Source organism: Parabacteroides sp. AF21-43, from assembly GCF_003635435.1.
Taxonomy (GTDB): domain Bacteria; phylum Bacteroidota; class Bacteroidia; order Bacteroidales; family Tannerellaceae; genus Parabacteroides; species Parabacteroides distasonis.
In genome coordinates, this window is sequence record NZ_QTMG01000010.1 from 90,677 (window position 1) to 109,885 (window position 19,209).

Consider the following 19,209-nt stretch of genomic DNA (forward strand, 5'->3'; position numbering starts at 1 on the left):
TTCCTATTCTAGTCATATTTCATCGGGAGATTCGGAATCCCCTCCCCCACCGGGCTCCGGCGTGCCGGGTTCGGCGGGTCCAGAGGGCGTGCCCTTGGAACGTTGCTTGTAGGCGGTTCGTACCTGGGCGAAAAGATGAGTCGCGTCACGAACAAATACGCGCGCCTCTTCCGAGGGTTGCAACAGGCTGGAGGCATTGGCCAGTGCGCACATATCGTCCAGCAGGTCTTGCGCCTCGGAGGACAGCTCCTTGGAGGTCACATTCTCTGTGCGTACCGATCTCGATTTGTCGCGTAGGGCGGCCAGCTCGGCATAGCGATCGTTGAGCCGTCGTAGCTCGGCGATGTAAGGTGCCAGTTGCAGAGTGACTACCGAGTCGGCGAACTCGGGCTTCGCTAGGTCGATAAGCAGGCCATTGATCACCTCCGTCTCCTGCGCTGTGGGCAGGTTGGCGAAGTCGCGGTAACCGCGCAAGGCGGGTTCCATCCGTTGGGCGGCGGTACGCTCGGCGGCAAGGGGCAGCTTGGCGTAATCGAGCACGCGGCGGACTATGTAGTTACCCGCCGTATCCCGATCGGCCTCCACTTGCTGCATTTCCGGGGTCTCCTCCGAGGAGGAGGCTTGCATCGTCAGTTCGGTCAGCTCATCGATAATGCCATTCATACGTGTCACCTGTCCGGCGGAAATGTTTAGCGCGGGCACTCCGCTATCGGCTAGCAACGAGATCTCGTCCGGCGATTCGGAATCGGAGCCGCTCGGCATCAGTTTCATGTAGCGTTTCAACAGACTTAGCTTCTCGGCCTTGTTCAAGTTACCTAACGACATCGGAGGAATCAATGTGAATGTACCCATAATTCGATTTTTTTTGAAGGTTATTATTCGTTTGTACCCGTTCGAAGGGTCGAAAAGCCCATTCCGGTTTCCAAAAATGGATTTTGAGGAGTCGAGAGCCGTTTTCCCGCTTCAGGAGGTGGATCTCGAGACCTCGAAATGTATTTTCTTGTCCCGGGAAAGCATCTCGAGCCCCCGAAAGGCATTTACCGGTCTTAGGAAATGGATTTCGAGGGGTCGAAACGGGTTTCGCGAATATAGGGAATTATTCCCAGATAGTAGGCGTTCCGTCATAAATGAGGGAAAGATCGTCTACATATAGGGTGCTTCCCGCACCTCCGGTCATGTAATCGCCGTATTTACTGGATGAGCAAACCACGATGATATGGGTGGGCTGATCCGTCAGGTTCTTATATTTCAACGGGATGTTGAACTCTACGTAGCCATCGCCCTCCGTAGCCGCCCCGGAAGGGAGCTCGCCGTAGGCGATGATGTTTTCATCATTCTTAAAATCGATGAAAGTACTTTGATTGCCATTATCAATCGTATAGGTCTTTTTCGCCAAAGCGATATAAATAGCGCACTGGTCGAGTGTCTGATCTTTTACAATAGTTACGCCTGCTGGAACATTCTTTACTAGATTTATCACATTAGACGTATATTTATAAAAACCTTTCAGCGCAATAGGCCGAGCGGTAAAGGATTGACCAAAATTGACGGTCGCAGTCTGAGTCCATATATTTGTTGAACCAAATGATCCCGTGTACAAACTGGCTGCGGCAAATATTCCCCCCATCAAATCCACCTTACCAGACTCCAGTTTAGCAGCCTTACCTCCTTGCGTATGAACAAAATCCGTGACGGCTTGTGTCGGGGTCAAACCACCCATCTTCGCGCCCTCGTTACTTGTATCCCAAAATTTGGAATCCGTGGCAGCATTAGGTGAGCTACCATCCCAGCCATCCAGGGATCCATTTTGTAAAGCAATCTCCGCCGCCGTAGTAAATTCTCCCGTAGCGACACTAATCTCTCCGTCTGTCAACCGATATTCGTAAGCCGTGGTGGAAGTCAATCCCGTCAAGGTAGCCGAGGCGGAAGAGGCCACCGTATTAACCGTGGTCGCCACATCCATCCAAGTATCCGTATTCTTTGGACGATACTGGAACTTCAAGGATGAAAGCTCACCGGAATCAAGCGTTATGTCAGTAGCCGTCAGATAAGCGAGCTGGCTCCACGGGTTCGCGGACAAGGTAGCGCCGCTCTTTGCGTTCGGATCGATCGTGAAGTCGTATGTGTACTGGTTCATCGTAGGATCTATCGTTACGGTTACATTTCCTGTGCCGGTAGCCTGATTCTTAAAGTTCAAGATATAATGATCTTTCGCACTGACCTCCGAGATTTTTTGCTCCTTGGAGTTCGTTTTTCCGGCAGCGGTAGTGACCGTATAGGCCACCGTTAAGTCGGAAACCGGGAAATAGGCCACACTCGTACCTTTCGGGGCGAAATCCACCGGAGTGATCGAAGCGGTAGCGCTCTTCACCTGCACCTTGATAGAACCGTTGCCCAGTTTGTCCAAGAAAGCCTGCTCGAAAGCCACCGTCACCTTCACGTTCGCCAAGGAGCAAACCAAATTGGCTGTCGCTGTCTTGCCTTTCTCGATCGTCACCGTCGTCTTGCCCGTGTAATAGGCACGATCCGCTCCGGCATTGCCGTCCCATCCGTTGGAAACGGCCTCGATGGTATATTCTCCCTGTTTCAAGGAAATCTCTTTGCCGGACAACTCCGTATGGTCGTTCGTCTCATACTTGGTCACACCGGCGGCGTTCTTTATCACCACACGCATCTGCTTGGAATTGTACGTAGCGTCAGCCTTCGTGTTCACCTCCGCGCTTTGCTCCAAGGTCACACGCAAGTAGCCTTCGCTTCCCTGTGTGCTCAATTCATCACCTTGACAAGAATAGAAGAAAATACCGGTTAAAAGCAATAATATAAATTGATATGTTTGTCTCATACTTCTATTCCTCCTTTTACTTTACTATGATAGATAAAACGGTCTCGTCATTAACATTTCCATCATTATCTTCTAGACGGATCTTAAAGACATGGCCATTAGCAGAAGTTGTCGTTTGATAAATACTTACCGCTTGAAAGAATTCGCCTAAGGGGAATTGGTAAGAAGTAGCGCCAGCAGCAGGAGCTTTCAGATTAGGAGCGATCATCTTTATTAATGTCATTACCGGACTGCTATCAGTCGCACCGACAAACTCTACTCCCTTGCTAAAATCACAACCTTTCTCTATTAATTGTGGATCACTGATTACCGAGTCAAAGCCTGAATTACCTGCTTCTATAACCACTTTCATACTTTTCAGTCCGCTCTCACTCGTAATAGTGGCTATTGCCTCCGCTTTTTTATCCGTATCATCCGGTAGCGTATAAGTAGTTAGAGGTATTGAAACTTTTATAGCGGAAGGATCACTCGGATCCACCGGACCCTCCGGCTCATCGCCGCCATCGTCCACCACCGGCACATCTACGGAATCCGTCAGCCCATTCCACGTCACCTCAGCAGAGATCTCGATACCCTGCAAACCATTCGGATTTTCCGGATCATAAGTGCCCGGCTTCATCGTGATGGCCAACGCGTCGCCACCCAGCCAGTCGGAGCTCTCGGCCGAGGCGGGCTTCGTGATCACACGGCTCTCGCGTATATCCTTATTATCCTTATTCTTTCCCACGAAAGAGACTGTTATCTCCTTTACGCCCTCATCTAGCATCCAATAGAAAGCGGAGGGTTGCGCAAAAGCCTCCGTTCCAGAGTAGGTAAGCACCTTGCTCCGCGTACCGGCCTTCACCGTGATCGACCAGCTAGTAAAGGAAGTCTGCATTTCCGTGGAATAAACAAGCTGTATCTTCGTATTTTCCATCTTACAAGTAACGGTGACATCGGTAGCCTCACCTTTCTTCACGGCGAAAGAGGTGCTTCCACCATAGTAAGGATCTGTCTCTGTCGGACCGCCCGGCTTATGGGCATACATCGTGTAGCTGTCTACCGGAAGTTCCACGGAGGCATTCGTAGGATCGTAAGTAAGGGTTTTGTAAACGCCCGTGCTGTTACTGATCTCCACGATATATCCCGTGGCGCTCACCGATGGGATAGACTCTGGAGTTCCGGGGTTAGCATCGGCCTTGGTCTGCACGTCGTTGTTCTTCGCGTCTACAGCTACCCCAAGATTCAGCAAGCCCATCTCGGAGGAGCCATCCTCTTTCCCGAGGATCTCGTTCTTCATCTCGCAGGAAGCCAGCCCCATTACTAGAAGGCAACCTGCCATTATCGTATATTTTATATTCATCATTAAATTCGTTCTACTGGTTTTACATCCTAATAACTATTAGAGCCAATCGGAAGGGATCTCGATATCGATAGGCTTATCGTTCGTGGAATCATCGAAAGTAATCGTGATGCCTACCTTGCCGGTGGTATCCTCTACTTTCGGGTTGACAGTGATTGTCCACATGCTGCCCCACTTCATCTCGCGGGTCAAGGTATTGACCTCGGCCTTCGTTCCATCTGCCTTCTTGGTAAACTGGAAAGTCGCCGTCACGTTCTCCCCGGCCTCGGCCAGCTTCACGTAAAGAGGATCCGTATCTCCCTTCGGCCAGATGATCGGACCGTTCTCACCTGCCGCTTGGGTAGAGAAATGAACGGCGTAATCAGAGAAATAAGTAGCCATCGTATCGCCAAATTTCACGACCAGCTTTCCGCAGGCCGGCTTACAAGCCACATTTACAGCCGCTACCTTATCGCTATTCACGTCGAATCGGCTAGAGCCATACATATAGATACCGTTACGGGTGGAGGCATTCACGTTAAACTCTTCCCCATCAGAAGCTACTACCGTGTAAGAGCCGTTGCTCAACTCGATCAAACCTGTGGGCCTTTCCGAGTATTTCCACTCACAGCCCGATACCACATGGCCTTGCGCATCCAAGATTTTCACCTTGTAATCCGCAAGGGGACGATCCGTCAGGTATGTACTCTCATCGACAGCTTTTGTCTTCGTATCAAAGACCGTCTCGGCGGCAAGGTCTAGTATTACCGCACCTTTTCCGCCCATAGCCTGCGAGCCTCCCTCCTCGGAGGAGCAAGCGCTCAACATTAGGCCTCCCGCCAAGGCACAGACCATTTTTACTAATAAAGTCCTCAATTTTCTCATGCAAAAATTTATTGATTTCTGTTTTTTTAATTTACCTAATAAAAAGTGTACAAAAGAACGACTTCGTTAGGAATCTCACAAGGTCAATTTTTATTATTACCTATTCTTTTTTTTAGATTCCATTTTATACAACAACAAGAACAGAGCGTCTTACGATTATCTTCTGTCCTGTTTTTATTCTTCATTATTCTATTTATTAGATTGAGTCCAAATAAAAATATCCTCAAAAAAACGTATATTTGCCATCAAAATTACGTAAGAATATGGAAAATGACATCCCTAAAATAGACCTGCCACAAGATTGGGTAATAGGAAAACTCTCGGAGAAAGACATTGGATTGCTGAATTTATACGCTAATTATCCTTGTCGACTAAAAGCGGGAATATTCGTGTTATGCCTAAGGGGAGAAGTGGAAGCATCTATAAATCTGACGCAATTTAAAGTAGAGGCCGGGAGTTTTATTACGATTCTGCCGGGTACGATTTTCCAGATTCATAGAATGGATAGAGATCTGCAAATTTATTTCATGGGATTCTCGTCTGATTTCATCAATCAAGCGAATATCAATAAATCGGTCATGGATATGCACTATGCCATAAAAGATAGTCCTGTTTTCAAACTAAAAGAAGAAGCCCAATCATTATTGAGAGATTATTTCGAATTGTTGATCAAGACATATCAGTTTTGTGTCTCGCAATTAAACAGGAGTCTCATCAACCACCTGTTTTCCGGAATATTAATGGGAGTCAGCATCATGTATAAAGATAAGACAACAGACACGTCCAATCTCTCTAAAGCCGAAATTATCAGCAAGAACTTCACTCAATTAGTCATGCAAAACTATACCATGCAACGATCCGTTGCATGGTATGCCAAGCGGCTTGGCATCACACAAGCGCATCTAAGCAGCATTATCAAACAAACTACCGGAAAAACTTGCATAGAGATCATAACCTCCATGGTAATCATGGACGCTAAAGCTCAACTGAAATCAACGAACCTTTCCATCCACGACATAGCCTATACGCTAAATTTCACGAATATGTCTTTTTTTGGAAAGTATTTCAAGCGGTATGTGGGCATGAGCCCACAGGAGTATAGAAATAGTTAGTCGATACTCACATTCCCCAATTCTCCCTATCCAAACTCCTATACTGTATCGCCTCCGCCAAATGCCGGACTTCGATATGTTCCGAATTATCCAAGTCGGCTATCGTGCGGGAGACTTTCAGGATACGGTCATAGGCACGGGCGGAGAGGCAGAGACGTTGCATGGCGGTTTTGAGGATGGAGAGGCCGGAAGCGTCGGGAACGGCGTACTGATGGAGTAGCTTGGAGTTCATCTGGGCATTACAATAAATACCCTCATAAGCGGCAAAACGCCTTTCCTGGATCGCACGGGCTTTTATGACCCGCTCACGGATAGCGATACTAGGCTCTGAGGGCTGTTGCTCGGATATCTTCTCGAAAGGGACAGGGACAATCTCTATCTGGATATCGATACGGTCCAATAAAGGGCCGGAAATGCGGTTCATATATTTCTGGACGGCTCCGGGAGAACAGAGGCAAGGACGGTCCGGATGGTTGTAGTAGCCGCAGGGACAAGGATTCATGGAGGCCACAAGCATAAAGCCGGCCGGATATTCCACCGTGAAACGGGCACGGGAGATATTGATCACTCGATCTTCCAATGGCTGCCGCATGACTTCCAAGACACTCCTGTTAAATTCCGGCAACTCATCCAAAAAAAGGACACCATTATGAGCCAAGCTGATCTCTCCCGGCTGCGGGAAAGTGCCCCCTCCTACCATGGCGACATTAGAGATCGTATGATGGGGAGAGCGAAAAGGACGTTGTACCATCAAGGAGGTGCCACCTCCTATCTTACCGGCTACGGAATGGATTTTAGTTGTTTCCAAGGACTCATGCAAGGTAAAAGGGGGCAAGATCGTGGGGAGACGCTTCGCCAACATGGACTTGCCACTTCCGGGAGGGCCTACCATGATCAGATTATGCCCGCCGGCGGCGGCCACCTCCATCGCACGCTTCACGTTCTCTTGTCCCCGGACATCGGAGAAATCGCAATCAAACAATTGCTGGCGGTCGTAAAACTCCTTACGGGTATCAATAACCGTAGGTCGCAATGTAGGTTTCCCCTCCATAAACTCCAGCACCTCTTTGATATTCGAAGCTCCATACACTTCCAGATCGTTCACCACCGCAGCCTCACAAGCGTTTTGCTTGGGTAAGATAAAGCCCTTAAAGCCTTCTTCCCTAGCCTTGATAGCGATAGGCAATGCCCCTTTTATCGATTGGAGGCTCCCATCCATAGAAAGCTCGCCCATCAATACGAATTTGGATAAGTTGGATGAATCTATCTGCTCTGCCGCCGCCAGAATACCGATCGCCAAAGGCAGATCATAAGAAGACCCTTCCTTACGGATATCTGCGGGGGCCATATTAATAACGATACGATTGCGGGGGAATTTATAACCACATACTTGAAGAGCCGAGATAATGCGTTCATGGCTCTCACGAACAGCCACGTCCGGAAGACCGACTAAAAAGAATTGGATACCTTTGGAACAGTTCACTTCTACGGTAACGACCGTAGCGGAAATCCCCTGCACGGCAGCGGCATAAGATTTTACTAACATAGTTAAGAATTTTGAGTTACTAATTACAAATTAAAACCGGAACCTCCTGTTTTCAATCGCTCAGTCTTCGAACAAGTTCTCCAGTGTTTGCTTGATCTCGATTCCATTCTCTGTTTTCATCAAGATCTTATGATCCTCATCTATCAAGAAACAGCGTGGCAATACGCTTACGTTATACAGATCTATCAACATAGCCGCTTGTCCGGCCGAATCTGTTACCAGATTCCACGCTATACTATCTTTCTTCAGTACATCCCGGACATTATCCGGATTATCGTCCAAGCTAACCAAAAGAATATCCAACTGATCTTTCGGATATTTCATCGCTACCTTATCCAGATATAGATCCTCTGTCTGGCACATATCACACCAAGGAGCGGTAAATGTCAGCAATAAATATTTCTGCGGGAAAGAATCCAAACTTACCGTATTCCCATAAATATTCCTTACGGAGAAATCTGGGGCTTCCGCACCCAAAGCCGTACGTTTCGCACGGGCGCTATATTGCTCCAGCTCCTTCACCAGATAAAAGTCTTTCAACCTTGGATTCAACAACGCCAACAACTCATCAATTTTACGAGTATCATCGGGATCTGAGAAAAAAGATTGAATCAAGACAACGGATGCCTCTTCATTCGGGTTCTCTTTCACATACCGGATCGCTTCCTCGCTCAATTGCATATTAACATTCGCCAAACGAGCGGCGATATCCGTCTCCTCGATCGTATCGTTCAAATCCTTGCTATTTAAAGAATTTGATAAATTTGTCAATTCCGTCAATAAAGGAGCGATTTTTTTCTTAAAAGCGGTCAACTTATCATTTGTCCGTCCCCCCTTTACCTGCAATAGCAATGGAGAGTTAGCGTCACCCGTGATTTTTACGGTTTCTCCCGGTTCCAGATAAGCCGTAACCCAATGCTCTTTATCCGCAAAGAAGATAGTCACACAATGGAAACCCGCTTCATTTTGATCGATCTGGAACTGCCCGGGTTTCGTACAAGCCACTGTATCAACCACTTTATAATTATCCTTCTCAAATACAGCATATACGGTTTGATCTTCCAGATTAGAAAGTTCCCCTTCAATCCGATAGACATAATCCTTGCCACAAGATGACAAACAAATTATAAAGCCAATAATAAGTGTCAGTTTTTTTATCATTACTCCTTTTTAAGCTCTTCTTATAACAGATAATCCGGTCTAAAGATAGGAATATTTTTTAAAACTACTTCACATTTATAATAAAATTAACGCAGTTATCATAAAAAAAGCGCAGAATTAGTAATTCCACGCTTTTTTATAAAGATATTTTTAAACCTTGACCTTTTTTGATCAAGGTTTTTTAAGCAATTATAACTGAGGACCAGCAGCAACCAATGCCTTACCAGCTTCGTTGCCTGTGAACTTAGCGAAGTTCTTCTGGAAGCGAGCAGCCAAATCCTTCGCTTTCTCATCCCATTGAGCAGGATCAGCATAGGTATCGCGAGGATCTAAGATCTTCGGATCTACGCCCGGTAATGCAGTCGGAACCTCGAAGTCGAAATACGGGATCTTCTTTGTCGGAGCCTCGTTGATAGAACCATCAAGGATAGCGTCGATGATACCTCTTGTATCTTTGATAGAGATACGTTTGCCGCTACCGTTCCAACCTGTGTTCACCAAGTAAGCCTTAGCGCCAGTCATTTCCATCTTCTTAACCAACTCTTCGCCGTATTTTGTCGGGTGCAATGACAAGAAAGCAGCACCGAAACAAGCGGAGAATGTAGGAGTCGGTTCCGTGATACCACGCTCTGTACCTGCTAATTTAGCGGTAAATCCAGACAAGAAGTAGTATTGAGTTTGCTCCGGAGTCAAGATAGATACTGGAGGCAATACACCGAATGCGTCAGCAGACAAGAAGATAACTTGTTTTGCGTGCGGGCCTTTAGAAACCGGCTTAACGATGTTCTCGATGTGATAGATCGGATAAGAAACACGAGTGTTCTCTGTAACTGACTTATCAGCGAAATCGATCTTACCATCAGCGGCAACTGTTACGTTCTCAAGAAGAGCGTCACGTTTGATAGCGTTGTAGATATCCGGCTCGCTCTCTTTATCCAAGTTGATAACCTTAGCGTAGCAACCACCCTCGTAGTTGAATACACCTTCGTTATCCCATCCGTGCTCATCGTCACCGATCAACAAACGTTTCGGGTCCGTAGACAAAGTAGTCTTACCAGTACCAGACAAACCGAAGAAGATAGCTGAGCTCTTGCCCTCTTTATCCGTGTTAGCGGAGCAGTGCATAGAAGCGATACCACGCAACGGGTTCAAGTAGTTCATGATAGAGAAGATACCCTTCTTCATCTCACCACCGTACCAAGTATTCAAGATAACTTGCTCTTTAGTCTTCAAGTTGAAAACAGTAGCGGTCTCAGAGTTCAAGCCTAATTCTTTGTAGTTGTCAACTTTAGCCTTAGCAGCGTTGAAAGAAACGAAATCAGGTTCGCCGTAGTTAGCCAATTCCTCAGCTGTCGGACGGATGAACATATTAGTTACGAAGTGAGCTTGCCAAGCAACCTCCATGATGAAACGTACTTTCAAACGAGTAGCCTCGTTAGCGCCACAGAATGTATCGACAACGAACAAACGTTTGCCAGACAATTCTTTTACGGCTTTAGCCTTCAAGTCTGCCCAAGCAGCCTCAGAACAAGGCTTGTTATCATTCTTATATTCATCAGAAGTCCACCATACAGAATCTTCGCTGGCTTCATTCTTTACGAAAAATTTATCTTTAGGAGAACGACCTGTATAAATACCAGTCATCACGTTTACAGCACCTAGCTCAGTTACCTGGCCTTTCTCGAAGCCTTCCAAACTCGGTTTAGTTTCTTCTGCGAACAGAACATCATAAGACGGATTGTGAACGATTTCTTTCACATCAACAATTCCGTACTTGCTTAAATCTAAATTAGCCATCTTGAATTTAATTTAAATGATTGACTTTATATAACTTTTCTCTCTACTCTAGTTCGATACGGTGAGGCTTTCCGACCTTTTGGAGCTTGCTGCGACTCCACCTTGTTAACCGCGGTACAAAAGTAATATTTTTTTTTATCGTACACAGCTTATTAAGGAAATTTTTCAGTAATAATTACTCTTTTCCATGCAATTAACAAAACCCTTAGTCTATTTGTAATATGGAGTTTACAAATCATATACTTTTAGCTAGCATCTCAACTATTTCCGAAGTCGTCATCATAGGTATTCGCTTTTATTGTGACTGAAACAAAGATATATACTTTTTTCCACACAAACAAATCCAGCGTATAAATATAAGAAAGGCGCAGGATAAATATCTTGCGCCTTCTCTTATATCCGATCAGAAATATATTACTTTACCTCCCAAATCTCACCTTTCATCAAAAGGTCGTGTAATTTACGTGTAGGATTCTTCGCTTGTACCTCCTCGATTTGCTGGTGGACAGCCTCATCATAGGTCGGTCCCTCCACATCTCGTATTACGCCTAATGCGATTGGCATATCACCGCTCATCATGGCAAGCATCATATGCAAGGTGTTATCCTTCTCATGGGCGTCGTGTACCAATACGTCATCCATCGTATAACCATCTTGTCCGATCGTTACGGATTTCAGTTTTAGGCCGTCTAGCACAAGGCCTTTATCCATGTTAGCGCCGTAAACCATTTTCTCGCCATGGCGAAGGAAAATCGTACGATCCGCACGGTATGCCTTATCAACGATCCCCTTATGGATACCATCATTAAAGATCACGCAGTTTACCAACACTTCCGTAACGGAAGCGCCTTTATGACGGGCGGAAGCCGTCAATACCTCGGTCGTATTCTTCAAATCCACATCGATCGAGCGGGCGAAGAAATTACCACGGGCACCCAATGCCAACTCAGCCGGCACAAACGGATCTTCCACCGTTCCATACGGAGAGCTCTTGGATACGAAACCACGGTCGGATGTCGGGGAATACTGCCCCTTCGTCAAACCATAGATCTTATTGTTGAAAAGAACGATATTCAAGTCGATATTACGACGGACAGCGTGGATAAAATGATTACCGCCGATAGCCAAGCAGTCGCCATCACCCGTAATCAACCATACGCTCAAGTCCGGGCGAGCCGTCTTTACGCCGGTAGCGATAGCCGCTCCACGACCATGGATCGTATGGAAGCCATACGTATTCATATAATAAGGTAAGCGGGAAGAACAGCCGATACCTGAGATAACTGCCATATTGTGAGGAGCCACTCCTACCTCGGCCATAGCCTTATGCAGGCAATTCAGTACCGCATGGTCGCCACAACCCGGGCACCAACGTACGTACTGGTCGCTTTTATAATCTTTCGGTTGAAATTTAGTTTCTTCTGTTGTCATCTTTTAAGCCTCCAATATTTTAGTGAATTCCTCAACTAATCTCGCAACGACAAAAGGTTGTCCCTTTACACGATTGAAGCGATACGGGTTAAATCCGGGTACCTTTCCACGTAAATAGTTAGCGAACTGGCCGTTATTTTGCTCAGCCACCACCACTTTCTTATACTTAGAAAGAACCTCAGCCGTATTCTTAGGCAGCGGGTTGATAAACTTGAAGTGAGCGAAAGCCACCTTCTTGCCATTCTCCTGCATCGTCTCCATCGCCTCGTAAAGGTGTCCGTAGGTTCCACCCCAACCAACGATCAATAAATCAGCGTCCTCATCTCCGATCACTTCCAGTTCGGGGATATAGTCGGCGATCTTATCGATCTTAGCCTGACGGGTCGTCACCATCTTCTGGTGGTTAGCCGGATCGGTAGAGATAGCGCTCGTCTCGTAGTCTTTCTCCAGACCGCCCAGACGATGAGCGAAACCTTCCGTTCCCGGAATCGCCCAGTAACGAACCAAGCTTTCCTTGTTACGACGATACGCCTTCCAAACTTTCTCGTCTTGATAATTAGCTACGTAATTCGGCTTAATCTCCGGATATTTATCCATTTCCGGAATTCTCCAAGCGGAAGAACCGTTAGCGATAAAGGCATCGGTCAACAAGATAACCGGAGTCATATGCTCCACGGCCAACTTACCCGCCCAAAATGCGGCATCAAAACAATCAGTCGGCGTAGAGGCCGCTATTACCACGGCAGGGCTCTCACCATTACGGCCATACAGAGCCTGCATCAAGTCCGTTTGCTCGCTCTTCGTCGGCAAGCCCGTAGAAGGACCGCCACGCTGAACATCGATAATCACCAAAGGCAACTCGGCGATTACAGCCAAACCGATCGCCTCGCTCTTCAAGGCAAGACCCGGTCCGGAAGTAGACGTAGCCGCCAAGCAACCGGCGAAACTAGCTCCGATAGAAGTACAGATACCGGCGATCTCATCCTCGGCCTGAACCGTGATAACGCCTAAATCCTTACGTTTAGATAATTCATGTAAAATATCAGTAGCCGGAGTGATCGGGTAACTACCCAAGAACAACTGCAAACCAGCTTTCTCGGCAGCGGCTATCAAACCATAGGAAGTAGCCTTATTACCATTCACGTCCGTATAGAATCCGGGCTCGGCTTTCTTACTCTCGATACGATACGTAGAAACCGAGGCATGGATATTATTACCATAATTATAACCGTCCGTCAAAGCCTTGATATTAGCTTGGGCGATAACCGGTTTCTTAGCGAACTTATTCTGCAACATGTGCATAGCCTCCTCCAGCGGACGCTCGAACAACCAGCAAACAAGTCCTAAGGCGAACATATTCTTACAGCGAAGAGCCGATTTATTGTCCAAGCCAAACTCAACCAATCCGTCTTTTACCATCGTAGAGATCGGAGCGGCAACAACCTGCACGCCAGTCAATCCCAGCTCAGTAAACGGATCATCGGTCGTAAACAAGGCCTTATCCAAATCACTTTTCTTGAAAGAGTCCGTGTCGATTAAAACAATCGCATTGGGTTTTAGGTGTTTTACGTTCACCTTTAGTGCGGCGGGATTCATGGCCACCAATACGTCGGCCTTATCACCGGGTGTGAAGATTTTGCGCGATCCCAAGTGCACTTGGAATCCAGATACACCACTTAGTGTTCCTTGTGGAGCACGTACTTCTGCCGGATAGTCTGGGAATGTAGAAATCTCGTTCCCGAAAACCGCGGACAGGTTTGAAAAGATTGTACCGGTTAACTGCATGCCATCTCCCGAGTCTCCCGAGAAACGAATTACAACCTTCTCCAGCGTCTTAACTTTTGTCTGTTCTGCCATAATATACTTTATTAGCTTTATCGCTTATTGGTATTTAGATCGTCCGCAAAGTAAAGCATAAACTTTGCGAGTTCAAAACTTTTCCGCATCAAAAAGCAGAGAGGTATAGATCAAGATTATTAGATGATAGATTAAAATGATTAGACACATAACTATTCACTGTCTTCCCGTAATACATATATACTCCCGCCCTAAAGCCCTTATCCGATTTGATCATTCCTTGCACGGAACCGGCGTCGCCCAACGACAATAATAAAGGCACGAATATATTACTATAAGCCATCGAGGTAGTACGAGCCACCCGGTTGCTGATATTCAGTTTACAATAATGTAATACCCCATATTGCTCGAACACCGCGGGATCTTCCCTCGACAAGCAACAAGTCGTCTCAAAGCAACCGCCTTGGCTTACCCTCAGATCGATCACCAAAGCTCCCTTTTTCATCGTACGCACCAAGTCCGTAGCGATAATATAGCGATGTCTCGTATTAATATAACGCATCGCCCCGATCACCACGTCAGCGCTACGAAACGCGTTATGCAGCACATTCGGATGGAACGTGGAAGTAAAAAGCCCTTGCCCCAAGACCTGTTGTATTATACGCAATTTATTGATATCATCATCGAATACTTTCACGGATGCTCCCAAGGCCAATGCGGCACGCGCGGCCACGGTCCCGGCGTTTCCGGCCCCGATGATCACCACTTCCGTAGGGGATACGCCCGGGATACCGCCTAATAAGATCCCTTTACCTCCTTGGGTATTGCTCAACAGCTCGGAAGCGATCGTTATGGAAGCCGCCCCCTCGATCTCGGAAGTGACATTCAGCACCGGGAAACGATTATATTCATCCGCCATCAACTCATAAGAGATAGCGGTAATCCGTTTCGCCATCATCAACTCGAAAGCCTCTTGAGCGAATAAATTAAACTGCACCAATGAGAAAACGGTCGTGCGAGGTCTCATAAGTGCGATTTCCACCGGCAACGGAGGCAATATCTTCAAGATCAGATCCGCTTGGAAAACTTCTGCGGGCGTATCGACGATCTCCGCCCCCGCCTCCGAGAAATGATTATCGGAATAGTTGATACCTAATCCGGCGCCACTTTCCACCAGCACCCGGTGACCGCAATCGGTCAGCATATCCACCGCCTCCGGAGTTAACGGCAAACGTTTTTCCGCCTCGCATCGTTCACGAGGAATACCGATGAGCAAACGGTTATTCACCTTGCTGATCTCTTTCAATAATTCCTGCGGGATATAGGCCCCCTGTGCCTGCCGGCCGTCGTTCGCTTCCATATGCTATAGGATTTTCATTAACGCGTTCGATATGTCATGTACATCAGATTCTGTTAACATCTTCTCGGCATCAAACGTTATGGACGCCTTCGTATAAAACGGATTCCTTTTCTCCAGACTCTCGGCGATAAACGCCCTCAGTTCCTCCCCGGAACGTCCTTTCAACACCGGACGGGTATGTTTGCACAACTCCAGACGCTTCGCCAGCTCCTCGACTGACACCTTCAAGTAAACCGTCGTGCCAGAAGCGTTCATAAACTCCATGTTATCGAAAAAGCAAGGAGCGCCTCCTCCCGTGGAGATCAGCACGTCCTCAAACTCAGCGACCTCGTGAAGCATATTCCGTTCTATCTCTCGGAAAGCCTCCTCCCCTCTCTCGGCGAATATCTGCGAAACGGCCTTATGATAACGCCCTTCGATATAGTAATCAAGATCTATGAACGAAAGACCGGCGAGCTTGGCAAGCTCTTTTCCCACCGTTGTCTTGCCCGCTCCCATATATCCGACCAAAAAAACACGTTTCATACGTTATTATAATAGTTTTCGCAAATGTAAACTTTTTCCGGGAACTCCATCTTCTTTATTCCTAAGAATCAATAAAAAAATCATAGGCCAATGGCTTTTACTGCCTGGGTCGCACGATCCACTACCAATAAAGTATGACGAGCACCGGCTATTTTCTCGGGATAGACCATCGAATCTGTAAAGTCCTGCAATAATTTTCCGTTCTTAGGGCTGATCTCCCATAGCTCCGACCGTTTATCATCGACACGAAGCGTAACAAACAAACGATCCCCTACAAACGCTATCGACTGGGGAGACTTTTCAAATCCCAATGTCACCAGATACGGCGCAAAGCCCGTGTCCCCTGCCCGAATGTCCGCAGGATCGAATAAATAGATTATATTTTTATTCTGGGCCGTCACATATAAAAAGCCATCATTTCGTGCCGCTACTGCATAAGTACCCATTGCCTCTTGTAAATTTACGCTACGGCTATATATAGGTACCCGAGCAGCGGAACCGGGCTGTACATCTTGCTCCAAGACAACTACCAGTTTCCGTTTATCCCGGATAAAGACAGCCCCTTGACTAGCCGTCACATCAAACGCATGAACGGTCTGATAACCACCCTCACCCCAAGTACCCGTACCGATACAAGTAATGAACTCATACGTTTCCGCATCAAACACATCCGTACGGCTTCCCGTATTCGTGACATATATTTTCCCATACGAGCGAGTCACGCCGTTTGGCTCCCCCGCAAAGGTCTCTTTCTTATCTCCGTTCATCCACTCAACCATACTTTTCACATGACGCACATTACCGGAAGATACATCAAAGACCTCCAAACTATAATGTCCCGGAGCGTCATTTGCTACATATAGCGTATTCCCATAAAGATGGACCGCTTTCGGATGAAAAGTTTCCACAGTGGCACCGGGAATATCCAAGACAGAAAGTGTAAATGAGAGAGGAGAACCCTCATCACCAGCCCTATCCGTCTCCATCGGAGCAAGCCCAAGCCCGCCATCTATGGCATCCAATTCCGGATCATCGATAATGTATTTCGAGGAAGTATACACGTTTTTATTCTCTACCAGATTCTTATTCCTCCGGGTATGCAAGAAACGGCGGGAATAAACCGGTAAATTCTTGCTCACGGAAAGCTGTGAGTAAACCTTCATACAAATTGTAGGGAAACCGCCTTCCGCCGGATAGTACGTCATATTCCCACTATGCCCATACCCCAAGCAGTGTGCCAGCTCATGATACGGCGTGTCAGAACCATTGGCATCGTCGGCATAATGGGTCAGATAGACATATTCACCTAGCCCAAAGGTATTTCCTCCACCCAGACCGACAACATTCACCACGCGTCCATAACACAACCCGCCATGATTCGTGATCTGTTTCTTCAACACATCTATATCCACGATTTGCTCGTTATTTATCAGCTTGCCACGCCACTTCTCCAGTTCCTCATCAAAAAGCGAGGAAGAAAACATCGCGGCCATATTCAAGGAAAGGGCAACCGCCTCACGAGCCAGATGTGGCCTAAAGTTGCCCCAGTTCGAACCGGAATATTTACCAAACCAAATATCCCACTTAGGTTTCACGTTTATCATTCCTTGATAGACCGGATCTCCACATTCAACCCGCAAACTTATATTCTCGGCCACGATATCCGGATGGGCATCTATGGTAACCTCCTCGCCGGAACGTGTATAATAAACCTTCGCCCGTTCTAGAAAAGGCAACTTCATTTTAAACTCCTGAAAAGGTAAAACCGTAGTAAACTCCGCAAACCGTACCTCATCCTCATAACCCTCAACCGTAGCCCAGACAATCACATTATGGATAGCTCTAGGAGAATAGAAACGAAGCATCAACTCCTTCTGCCCGGTAACTGACACCTGCAAAGGCTCATTCACCTTGAATTTTCGCTTTGACGAATCGAAAAGAACCTCGTCCGGTTCCTCATCCTGAAAGATGTAAGAAGTATTCGACGAATCATAATCCTCCTCCGCCATCCGTATCAAACCATATTTACTCGTTCCTCCACTATTACCCACATCATCTTCATCCGAACATCCGAGAACAAGAAAGCCTCCCATTACAAACAGAATGACACGAATGATCGTGTATCTCAACATTTCATTCATAAATAATCTCTTACCAGTTTTGGACGCAAAAATAGTATTTTTATTTAACTCGCATAAAAGTCACCGTTTTTATGTAATTTTGCCCCGTAGACAGATGTAGATTCGATGATGAAATTTATAGATAAGTTCAATACAATCATCCATAAGCCATTTTTCAGCAAATATAGTACCTTAATGGGGCTATGGGCATTGCTGGGGGTTATCGCATGGATTACCAAGTATTTCCCCGGGAAATATAACAACTTCTCCATCTTCAGGCAATCCTTTTGGCATACGTTGAATGAGTTACCGCTCTATGCCGCCTATCCGGAAGAATACAACGATATTTTTCACTACGGGCCGGTATTTAGCTTGGTAGTGGCTCCGTTCGCCATTACACCGTTATGGTTAGGACTGCTTACTTGGTCAGTGGCGCAAAGCCTTTTCTTATTCTGGGCGGTCAAGATGCTACCGGGGATCAAGCGGGAACGTATCTTTATCTATTGGTTCTGTGCCCACGAGTTGCTTACCTCGCTTTTCATGTCGCAATTTAATATCAGTATCGCCGCTATCATTGTCCTCGCCTACGCATTGATAGAGAAAGAGAAAGACGTATGGGCCGCTTTCGTGATCATGTTGGGTACCTTTACTAAATTGTATGGGATCACGGGATTGGCGTTCTTCTTTTTCTCTCGCCATAAGATGAAGTTCAGCCTATCTTGCGTAGGATGGGCGGTCGTCATGGTCGTAGCCCCGATGATATTGTCCGGGCCGGATTATATAATGTCCCAATATACCGGTTGGTTCGAGGACTTATCCGGAAAAAATTCGGAGAACTTATTCGCGCTCATGCAGAACATTTCCTTCTTGGGAATGGTTCGTAAGATATCGGGATCGGTCAGTTACTCGGACATTTATCTGATAATAGGGGGATTAATAGTATTCGGCCTGCCTTATCTACGCATCAGTCAATATAAATATGAGGCTTTCCGGAAAACGTTATTGGCCTCGGTGTTGATGTTTGTCGTACTGTTCAGCACGGGTAGCGAGTCCAGTACCTATATCATAGCGTTTATCGGAGTCGCTATTTGGTATACGGCTGTACCGTGGAAACGTTCGACATTGGATATTGTCTTGATGGTCTTCGCCTTTATATTGACCAGCATGTCTCCGTCCGATCTTTTCCCGAAATACATACGAGTGCATTATGTATACCCGTATGCGTTAAAAGCGTTGCCTTGTATGCTGATCTGGCTAAAGCTGACATTTGAGATGTGTACGAGGAATTATAATCCGGTAAAGGTATAAATAG

The 19,209-nt window shown here is 46.6% G+C and carries 14 protein-coding genes; 2 read left to right on the top strand and 12 right to left on the bottom strand.

Annotation, left to right across the window (positions count from 1 at the left end; all coding sequences use genetic code 11):
* Positions 1–12: 12 nt before the first annotated feature.
* The 4 genes from DWX84_RS09305 to DWX84_RS09320 form a co-directional block, all read right to left on the bottom strand.
* Positions 13–852 (bottom strand): DUF6261 family protein, encoded by an 840-nt coding sequence (locus tag DWX84_RS09305; RefSeq protein ID WP_057326742.1) that lies wholly within the window; start codon positions 850–852, stop codon positions 13–15.
* Positions 853–1,096: 244 nt separating this feature from the next.
* On the bottom strand, positions 1,097–2,842 hold the full coding sequence (locus DWX84_RS09310) for a DUF4493 domain-containing protein (RefSeq protein ID WP_122377497.1): 1,746 nt from the start codon (positions 2,840–2,842) through the stop codon (positions 1,097–1,099).
* Positions 2,843–2,858: 16 nt separating this feature from the next.
* Complete coding sequence (locus DWX84_RS09315; protein ID WP_227713691.1) at positions 2,859–4,163, bottom strand: DUF4493 domain-containing protein; 1,305 nt, start codon at positions 4,161–4,163, stop codon at positions 2,859–2,861.
* A gap of 60 nt (positions 4,164–4,223) precedes the next feature.
* Positions 4,224–5,048 (bottom strand): DUF4493 domain-containing protein, encoded by an 825-nt coding sequence (locus tag DWX84_RS09320; protein ID WP_005864068.1) that lies wholly within the window; start codon positions 5,046–5,048, stop codon positions 4,224–4,226.
* Positions 5,049–5,311: 263 nt separating this feature from the next.
* Between DWX84_RS09320 and DWX84_RS09330 the strand changes: the two genes are divergently transcribed.
* Positions 5,312–6,160: an AraC family transcriptional regulator gene (locus tag DWX84_RS09330; protein ID WP_005864065.1), complete on the top strand. Its 849-nt coding sequence runs from the start codon at positions 5,312–5,314 to the stop codon at positions 6,158–6,160.
* Between the two features lie 7 nt (positions 6,161–6,167).
* Here DWX84_RS09330 and DWX84_RS09335 read toward each other — a convergent pair whose 3' ends face one another.
* From DWX84_RS09335 to DWX84_RS09370, 8 genes are all read right to left on the bottom strand, one after another.
* Positions 6,168–7,706: a YifB family Mg chelatase-like AAA ATPase gene (locus DWX84_RS09335; RefSeq protein ID WP_122377498.1), complete on the bottom strand. Its 1,539-nt coding sequence runs from the start codon at positions 7,704–7,706 to the stop codon at positions 6,168–6,170.
* Between the two features lie 60 nt (positions 7,707–7,766).
* Complete coding sequence (locus DWX84_RS09340; RefSeq protein WP_036633470.1) at positions 7,767–8,867, bottom strand: TlpA disulfide reductase family protein; 1,101 nt, start codon at positions 8,865–8,867, stop codon at positions 7,767–7,769.
* Between the two features lie 189 nt (positions 8,868–9,056).
* The gene (gene pckA / locus DWX84_RS09345; protein WP_005860732.1) at positions 9,057–10,664 is read right to left on the bottom strand and encodes a phosphoenolpyruvate carboxykinase (ATP); all 1,608 of its coding nucleotides are present in this window, start codon (positions 10,662–10,664) and stop codon (positions 9,057–9,059) included.
* A gap of 414 nt (positions 10,665–11,078) precedes the next feature.
* Positions 11,079–12,095: a 2-oxoacid:ferredoxin oxidoreductase subunit beta gene (locus tag DWX84_RS09350; protein WP_005864059.1), complete on the bottom strand. Its 1,017-nt coding sequence runs from the start codon at positions 12,093–12,095 to the stop codon at positions 11,079–11,081.
* A 3-nt stretch (positions 12,096–12,098) separates the two neighbouring features.
* Complete coding sequence (locus tag DWX84_RS09355) at positions 12,099–13,952, bottom strand: 2-oxoacid:acceptor oxidoreductase subunit alpha (protein WP_048928484.1); 1,854 nt, start codon at positions 13,950–13,952, stop codon at positions 12,099–12,101.
* 88 nt (positions 13,953–14,040) lie between these two features.
* Positions 14,041–15,252 carry an alanine dehydrogenase gene (locus DWX84_RS09360; RefSeq protein WP_005860726.1) on the bottom strand — a complete coding sequence of 404 codons (1,212 nt, stop codon included), beginning with the start codon at positions 15,250–15,252 and terminating at the stop codon, positions 14,041–14,043.
* A gap of 3 nt (positions 15,253–15,255) precedes the next feature.
* On the bottom strand, positions 15,256–15,777 hold the full coding sequence (locus DWX84_RS09365) for a shikimate kinase (protein WP_005860724.1): 522 nt from the start codon (positions 15,775–15,777) through the stop codon (positions 15,256–15,258).
* Positions 15,778–15,857: 80 nt separating this feature from the next.
* Complete coding sequence (locus DWX84_RS09370; RefSeq protein ID WP_233573933.1) at positions 15,858–17,909, bottom strand: hypothetical protein; 2,052 nt, start codon at positions 17,907–17,909, stop codon at positions 15,858–15,860.
* Between the two features lie 114 nt (positions 17,910–18,023).
* On the opposite strand from DWX84_RS09370, the gene DWX84_RS09375 reads away from it, so the two are divergent.
* Positions 18,024–19,205 carry a glycosyltransferase family 87 protein gene (locus DWX84_RS09375; RefSeq protein WP_083434153.1) on the top strand — a complete coding sequence of 394 codons (1,182 nt, stop codon included), beginning with the start codon at positions 18,024–18,026 and terminating at the stop codon, positions 19,203–19,205.
* The last annotated feature ends 4 nt before the right edge of the window (positions 19,206–19,209 follow it).

What these genes read in the sequence shown, in the direction of transcription:
- DWX84_RS09305 (WP_057326742.1), bottom strand. Translation starts at nt 852, where the DNA reads ATGGGTACATTCACATTGATTCCTCCGATGTCGTTAGGTAACTTGAAC.
- DWX84_RS09310 (WP_122377497.1), bottom strand. Translation starts at nt 2,842, where the DNA reads ATGAGACAAACATATCAATTTATATTATTGCTTTTAACCGGTATTTTC.
- DWX84_RS09315 (WP_227713691.1), bottom strand. Translation starts at nt 4,163, where the DNA reads ATGGCAGGTTGCCTTCTAGTAATGGGGCTGGCTTCCTGCGAGATGAAG.
- DWX84_RS09320 (WP_005864068.1), bottom strand. Translation starts at nt 5,048, where the DNA reads ATGAGAAAATTGAGGACTTTATTAGTAAAAATGGTCTGTGCCTTGGCG.
- DWX84_RS09330 (WP_005864065.1), top strand. Translation starts at nt 5,312, where the DNA reads ATGGAAAATGACATCCCTAAAATAGACCTGCCACAAGATTGGGTAATA.
- DWX84_RS09335 (WP_122377498.1), bottom strand. Translation starts at nt 7,706, where the DNA reads ATGTTAGTAAAATCTTATGCCGCTGCCGTGCAGGGGATTTCCGCTACG.
- DWX84_RS09340 (WP_036633470.1), bottom strand. Translation starts at nt 8,867, where the DNA reads ATGATAAAAAAACTGACACTTATTATTGGCTTTATAATTTGTTTGTCA.
- pckA (WP_005860732.1), bottom strand. Translation starts at nt 10,664, where the DNA reads ATGGCTAATTTAGATTTAAGCAAGTACGGAATTGTTGATGTGAAAGAA.
- DWX84_RS09350 (WP_005864059.1), bottom strand. Translation starts at nt 12,095, where the DNA reads ATGACAACAGAAGAAACTAAATTTCAACCGAAAGATTATAAAAGCGAC.
- DWX84_RS09355 (WP_048928484.1), bottom strand. Translation starts at nt 13,952, where the DNA reads ATGGCAGAACAGACAAAAGTTAAGACGCTGGAGAAGGTTGTAATTCGT.
- DWX84_RS09360 (WP_005860726.1), bottom strand. Translation starts at nt 15,252, where the DNA reads ATGGAAGCGAACGACGGCCGGCAGGCACAGGGGGCCTATATCCCGCAG.
- DWX84_RS09365 (WP_005860724.1), bottom strand. Translation starts at nt 15,777, where the DNA reads ATGAAACGTGTTTTTTTGGTCGGATATATGGGAGCGGGCAAGACAACG.
- DWX84_RS09370 (WP_233573933.1), bottom strand. Translation starts at nt 17,909, where the DNA reads ATGTTGAGATACACGATCATTCGTGTCATTCTGTTTGTAATGGGAGGC.
- DWX84_RS09375 (WP_083434153.1), top strand. Translation starts at nt 18,024, where the DNA reads ATGATGAAATTTATAGATAAGTTCAATACAATCATCCATAAGCCATTT.